This is a genomic window from Gordonia sp. NPDC003376 (assembly GCF_053589235.1).
Genome location: NZ_JBSFRM010000004.1, coordinates 343,575 through 349,574 on the forward strand (window position 1 = coordinate 343,575; position 6,000 = coordinate 349,574).

Sequence of the window (6,000 nt, forward strand, 5' to 3'; positions counted from 1 at the left end):
GCCAAACGCTGATTGAGCCGGGACCGAGCGAAGCGAGGAACCCCCGAACGCTGATTGAGCCGGGACCGAGCGAAGCGAGGAACCCCCGAACGCTGATTGAGCCGGGACCGAGCGAAGCGAGGAACCCCCGAACGATGATTGAGCCGGGACCGAGCGAAGCGAGGACCCGTGTCGAAATCTCCGCAGCGTACGTTGGGTGGCAATCACCTGCGAGGTGGCCGCGCCGGCGAGTACGGCTGACAGAGGTTCCGACACGTCTCGTCGCTGACCCCTTGAATCCGCCCTGCGCTCCTCGTCGGCTCACCACCAACAGTCTCTTCGTGGGCTCTCGTCCCACGGGGAGTTCGACCGGATCAGGGTGGTGGTGCGGGCCATGTTCCCGCCGGCGAGTCATCCGCGGGCGAGCGCGACGGTCACCTCGTGGGTGAAACCTCGGTGACATCCCGGGTGGTCGGCAGGCAGGGTGCGATCAGATGCGATAGGACAGGGGGACGAGTCCGTCGGCCGAACCGCACAGACTCGATCACCCCGAGTCTGATCAACGAGGAGTTGCGATGAACACCCACGGGACCAAACTGTCGATCATCGGGGCCGGTGCCGTCGGGACGGCGGTGGCGTACTCGTCGCTGATCCGCGGCGTGGCACGCACGATCGCGCTGATGGACATCGACACCAAGAAGGTTGAGGCGGAGGTCCTCGACCTGTCGCACGGACTGGAGTTCGTGCCGCGCACCGACATCATCGGCGGCGACAGCATGGACGTGGTCGCCGACTCCGACGTCGTGGTGTTCACCGCGGGCGCCAAGCAGAAGCCGGGGCAGTCGCGGCTCGAACTCGCCGAGGCCACCATCGGGCTGACCCGCGCGATCCTGCCGAAGGCCATCGAGGTGGCACCCGACGCGGTGTTCATCATGGTGACCAACCCGGTGGACATCGTCACCAGTGCGGCGCTCAAGATCAGCGGGTTGCCGAACAACCAGCTGTTCGGGTCGGGCACCGTCCTGGACAGCTCACGTCTGCGGTTCCTGATCGCCAAGCACGCCGGGGTGGCGGTGCAGAACGTGCACGCCTACATCGTCGGCGAGCACGGAGACTCCGAGATCCCGCTGTGGAGTTCGGCCTCGATCGGCGGTGTGCCCCTCACCGAGTGGGACCCGCTGCCCGGTCACGGCTCCTTCGACGAGGCGGAGCGGGAGCGGATCCAGCACGAGGTGGTCAACGCCGCGTACAAGATCATCGAGGGCAAGGGCGCCACCAACTACGCGATCGGCCTCGCGGCGACCCGGATCGTGGAGGCCGTGCTCAAGAACGAACACCGGGTGCTACCGGTCTCCACCCTGGCCACCGGTGTCGAGGGGCTCGACGACGTGTGTCTCTCGCTGCCGTCGCTGGTCGACCGCACCGGGTGTGCGCGCCGATTCGATGTCAGCGTCGACGACGTCGAGCGGGCCGGGCTGATGACGTCGGCTCAAACCCTACGGGAGATGCAGGCGCGCTTCGGGTTGTGAGGTCGGCCGGGATGCACCGGCCACGCCGTGCTCCACCAGGTCCCACACGCCCCACAACAGGACCGGACTCGATCGCGGGGTCGCCGCGGTCCGGCTGGGATCGACGCCCGGGCCCGTGCCGAACAGGGTGGCGCATGCGGACGTGATGCGCTCCGGCAACGCGATGACCCGCTGTTCGGCTGTCGGTGGTGCTGTCGGTGTGCTGCCGTGATCCTGCGACATCGGGTCCCCAGGGGGTTCGTGGTGTGCGTGTGCCGACTGTGTCAGGGCGGTACCGGCGCTGACCTGAGTAGTGGACTACTCGAATCGTGCTCTGTGGTCGCGCAAGCGCCGGTGCGACCACGCAGGCCGCCGGGCCCTCACGGCTCTCCCGGCCGGATCGTCGGGTCGCTCGTCGTCGCGACGGACCCGCCGAGAATCTGGGTGGTCCGGTACAGGTGGCCTTCGACGGTCACGTTGGCGCCGGAGCGTCCGGCAGGGTGTCGCCGACGATCTGCCGAAGTGCCGCAACATGTCCCGCGAACGCATCCCGCCCGGCGGAGGTGAGTCGTGCACGGACGGTGCGCCGTCGGCCGGTGGTGGGCCGTTCGGTGGTGACATATCCTGCTGATTCGAGTGTGGTCAACTGCTTGGATAGTGCCGAATCCGACAGGCCCAGACGGTCTTTCAGGAAGGCGAACTCGGCCCAGTCGGCTGCGGCGAGGGTGGCCATCAGCGACAGGCGGGTACTCGGATGGATGAGCTCGTCGAACCGCGGGTCGGTCACGCGGGACGCACCCGGGTGCGGGGCCGCGGGGCGGCCAGGATGTCGGGTCCGCCGAAGCCGATCACCGCGGCGACGAGGACCCCCGCCCACAGGCTCGGGTGCGTGGTGCCGTCGGCCTCGAGGGCGACGGCCAGGCCGATGGTCAGTGCGACTGCCGTCACCAGGATGCCGATCACGATCAGGGCGATGCGATGGTCGCCGGCGTCGCGGGCGACCTGTAGCCGTGCGGTGCGCCGGCGGCCGTCGAGCAGGCGGGAGGCGACGGCGGCATGGCCGGCGCCGAACACCACGGTCGCGATGGTGGTGACCCACCACGGTGCGAACTGCCCGATCGCGCCGAGCGCCACCCAGCCGCCGGCCATCGCCCACCAGTAGCCGCGGGGGAGTCCGATCTCGTCGGTGACGTGCTGTTGTGCGGTGGCCACGGCGCCGAGGGCGGCGCGGGCCTCATCAGGGGAGATGTCGGGCATGGGGGCCTCCGAGGGGCTCGGATGATAACTTTCCGTTCTGGAAAGTAGTGTTCTACTTTCCTGACCGGAAAGTCAAGGTTTCCGACGAATTCGGGCCCGAGTGGAACCAGATGGCGTTGGAAATAGTCTGATCTGTATGCGCGACGACAAACTGCTCACCCGCATCGCCGGCCTGCTCCGGCAGGCCGAGAACACCGACAACCCGCACGAGGCCGAGACCTTCATGGCGGCCGCCCAGCGACTGGCGACAGCGTCGGCCATCGATCTCGCGGTGGCCCGCGCACACGATCCGGCCGCACGGGGGCGCACCACCCCGATCTCTCGGCAGATCACGATCGGGGAGTCGGGCAAACGCGGACTCAAGACCTATGTGCTGCTGTTCGTCGCGATCGCGCGTGCCAACGATGTGACCGTCGACGTGGCGGGCAACTCCACATTCGTGATGGCCTACGGCTACGAGGCCGACATCGACACCTGTGAGGCGCTCTACACCTCGCTGGTGGTGCAGATGGTGGCGGCCAGTGACGCCTACCTGCGGTCGGGGGACTACAAGCAGGAGATGTCGGCGCGGGTGGTCACCCGTGGGCAGGGATGGCGAGCACGCAAGGTGGTGGAACGAAAACCGTTGGCTCCCATCACCGCACGGCTGAACTTCCAGACCGCCTTCGCCGAGCGGATCGGCAGGCGCCTCGCCGAGGCTCGCGATGCGCAACGGGAGGAGGCGATCGCCGCGGAGGTCGAGGAACTCCCCGCCGCGGACGGCACGTCTGCGTCCGGGGCGGGCTCGTCGTCGACGGCGATCGCCCTGCGCAACAAGGAGATCGAGGTCTCCGACTACTACCGTACGGAATCGCAGGCCCGCGGGACCTGGCGGCCGAGCAGCGCATCGGCCGGGTATTCGGAAGGGGCACGCAAAGCCGGCGACCGGGCCGGACGCCGCGCCAAACTGGGTGCCGACCGCGAATTCGGCTCACCCCGCGGGCAGCTCGGATCGTGAGCCGGGCGGGTGCGCCGGGGGTCAGCCGAGCGCGGAGTGCAACGCGGTCTCGTAACTCTCCTGCTGCTCCTGCGGCGTGTTCGCCGGAAAGCTCATGGCGATGTCGAGCAGCTGGAACGCATCGAGGTGCTCACCCGCCCAGAGCTCGGCGCGACCGGTGGTCGGGAACTTCATCAGGGTGAACTGATCGGTGGTGAGCGCGAGGGTGCAACCGGCGTCGGGACACAGTTGCGCCGTCGCATCGGTGCGGCCGGTCACCGGGCGACCGGCCTCGGCGATGGCATCGGCCAGCTGGTCCAGGGTGGCCGGATCGACCTGATTGCTGCGCAGTTGGGTCTCCACCGCACGGTCCTCGCTCGGCGAACTGCATGCCGCGGCGGTAAGTGCACCCAGCACGATCAGGCTTGCTGCCACGGCACGCCGAAGACGCGCGCCAGTCGGGTCCACCGGGTGTCGGGACGGGATGACGGTCATGCGCCGATGCTAGTGCGCTGTCGGCGATCGGCGGTCGGAACGCCGGTGATCCGGGCGAGACGGCGCCCCAGCACGCCGTCGTCGACCACCACCGTGTGCACCAGCGTCGCCGAGATCACCAGAGCCGCCGCGTAGAGAAACAGCCAGCTGATCGAGACGAACACCAGGCCCAGGGTGCCGTAGTGCGCCAGGGTGTCGGACAGGATGGTGGGCAGCACCACCCGGCTGCCCGCCAGGAGCGCGGTGACCAGAAGGCTGGTCAGGGCGCCGTACACGGCCAGCAATCGCATCGGGACCTGCCGGGACACCAGCAGTCGGGGGATCACCATCCAGGTGACCCACCAGACGACGAAAGTGCCGAGGAACTCCAGGATCACCCCGATCAGGCCGAACCCGTTCACACGCACCCCGGACAGGCTGATCCGATGCAACGGCACGATCAGACCCTGTGCGATCACGGCGACCGGGAGGACGAAGATGACCACCACCCACCTCCACCATCCCGTGGCGGGAAGGCGGTCGACCCGCCAGGTGTCGGTGAACATGCGGCCCAGGGCGCGGGACAACGACGTGGCACCGGCGATCACCATCAACGCGCCGATCACCCCGAACGCCCCGAGGGCGGCATCGGTCTGGGCGGCCGGGATCGACACCCGGGACGGGTCCACGCCGAACCCGTCGAAGGCCTTGTCGAGGAACCGACGCCCCACCGGGATGGTGGTCAGCAGGATGACGATCGGCAGCACCGAGGTGAATGCCTGGGCCGACAGGGTCATGGCGCGGTCGGAGAGACCGGCGGTCACCACGTCGCGCACGATGCGCATCGACAGGGCAGCACCCGGAAGCGTCAGGGCACGTTCGGCGGCGACCCGGGCGCGGGCCCGCAGGATCGCCACCCTGTCCGACGAGGCATGCTCGGAAGAGGCTTGATCGGGTGCGGCCTGATCGGAAGGGTCCTGATCGGGCATGGGGACACCGACTCCTTCCGACAGGTGATGGTGCGATCGTAGTCGGCGACCGGCGAGACGGGAGGACAGCGGTATGAGCCCACGCGACGTCGGGCGGGCACAGATGTATGCCGCCGAGCGTCTTGTGTTCCGGATGTTCGAACGCGCCGGATCGGCGCGGACCGTGCAGATCGCCGGGACCGAACTGACCCTGCCCACCGAGGCCCTGTTCGGATCGGTGGATTCCGTCCGCGACTACGTGTCCCGGGTGGTGTCGATGCCCGCGGTGCTCGAGCGGTTCCCGCGTGCCCGGGTACCGGTGGCCGTGCGATCTCGCGGTGGATTCCGATCCGCGGAGTACCGGCGGGTCGGCGGGCACGCCGAGATCGCCATCCCCGACACCCGCGAGGGTCGCTGGGCACTCCGGGAGTTGGTGGTGCTCCACGAGCTCGCCCATCACCTCGACGACGGCGACGGCCCGGCACACGGCCGCGGCTTCGTCCTCGCCCTCACCGAGCTCGTCGGGACGGTCCTCGGTCCCGAAGCCGGATTCGTGTACCGCGTCATCCTCGCCGAGTCCGGGGTGCGGTGAGTGGTCGAGTTCGCCGGTGGGCCGATCGTGTGGTTGCCGACATGCTCGTCTCACCGGGTTTCGACTCGGGTCCTCGCTCGGTCCCGGCTCAATCAGCAAGAGGCAATTGGTGGTTGAGCCTGAATCCACCGATCGGGTTTCGGCGGTCAGATGAATGATGTTGAGGCCCTTGACCACGATACCGACCGAGCGTGGACGCGTGTGTACCGCCGATCTCCAACGTCGGCCTGTTTCACCAGGTTTCAG

General features: G+C 68.5%; 7 protein-coding genes. 3 read left to right on the plus strand and 4 right to left on the minus strand.

Annotated elements, in window-relative coordinates; genetic code table 11:
- Positions 1-554: 554 nt before the first annotated feature.
- Positions 555-1,508, plus strand: coding sequence for an L-lactate dehydrogenase (locus ACWDUA_RS07225; protein WP_449750322.1), 954 nt, complete (start codon positions 555-557; stop codon positions 1,506-1,508).
- A gap of 451 nt (positions 1,509-1,959) precedes the next feature.
- Here the strand turns inward: ACWDUA_RS07225 and ACWDUA_RS07230 are convergent, their stop codons facing one another.
- Entirely contained in the window at positions 1,960-2,274 is a 315-nt protein-coding gene (locus ACWDUA_RS07230; RefSeq protein WP_449750323.1) for a winged helix-turn-helix domain-containing protein, read from the minus strand.
- Positions 2,271-2,744: a hypothetical protein gene (locus ACWDUA_RS07235; RefSeq protein WP_449750324.1), complete on the minus strand. Its 474-nt coding sequence runs from the start codon at positions 2,742-2,744 to the stop codon at positions 2,271-2,273. The genes ACWDUA_RS07230 and ACWDUA_RS07235 overlap by 4 nt, the downstream gene beginning before the upstream one ends.
- 136 nt (positions 2,745-2,880) lie before the next feature.
- On the opposite strand from ACWDUA_RS07235, the gene ACWDUA_RS07240 reads away from it, so the two are divergent.
- Positions 2,881-3,741, plus strand: a complete 861-nt coding sequence (locus ACWDUA_RS07240) for a DUF2786 domain-containing protein (RefSeq protein ID WP_449750325.1) — start codon at positions 2,881-2,883, stop codon at positions 3,739-3,741.
- 21 nt (positions 3,742-3,762) lie between these two features.
- On the opposite strand, the gene ACWDUA_RS07245 is transcribed toward ACWDUA_RS07240, so the two are convergent.
- Together ACWDUA_RS07245 and ACWDUA_RS07250 are read right to left on the minus strand one after the other, a co-directional pair.
- Positions 3,763-4,215: a hypothetical protein gene (locus ACWDUA_RS07245; RefSeq protein ID WP_449750326.1), complete on the minus strand. Its 453-nt coding sequence runs from the start codon at positions 4,213-4,215 to the stop codon at positions 3,763-3,765.
- Positions 4,212-5,183, minus strand: a complete 972-nt coding sequence (locus ACWDUA_RS07250; protein WP_449750327.1) for a hypothetical protein — start codon at positions 5,181-5,183, stop codon at positions 4,212-4,214. Before ACWDUA_RS07250 ends, ACWDUA_RS07245 begins: the two co-directional genes overlap by 4 nt.
- 73 nt (positions 5,184-5,256) lie before the next feature.
- Here ACWDUA_RS07250 and ACWDUA_RS07255 point away from each other — a divergent pair, with 73 nt between their 5' ends.
- Positions 5,257-5,754: a TIGR04338 family metallohydrolase gene (locus tag ACWDUA_RS07255; RefSeq protein ID WP_449750328.1), complete on the plus strand. Its 498-nt coding sequence runs from the start codon at positions 5,257-5,259 to the stop codon at positions 5,752-5,754.
- The last annotated feature ends 246 nt before the right edge of the window (positions 5,755-6,000 follow it).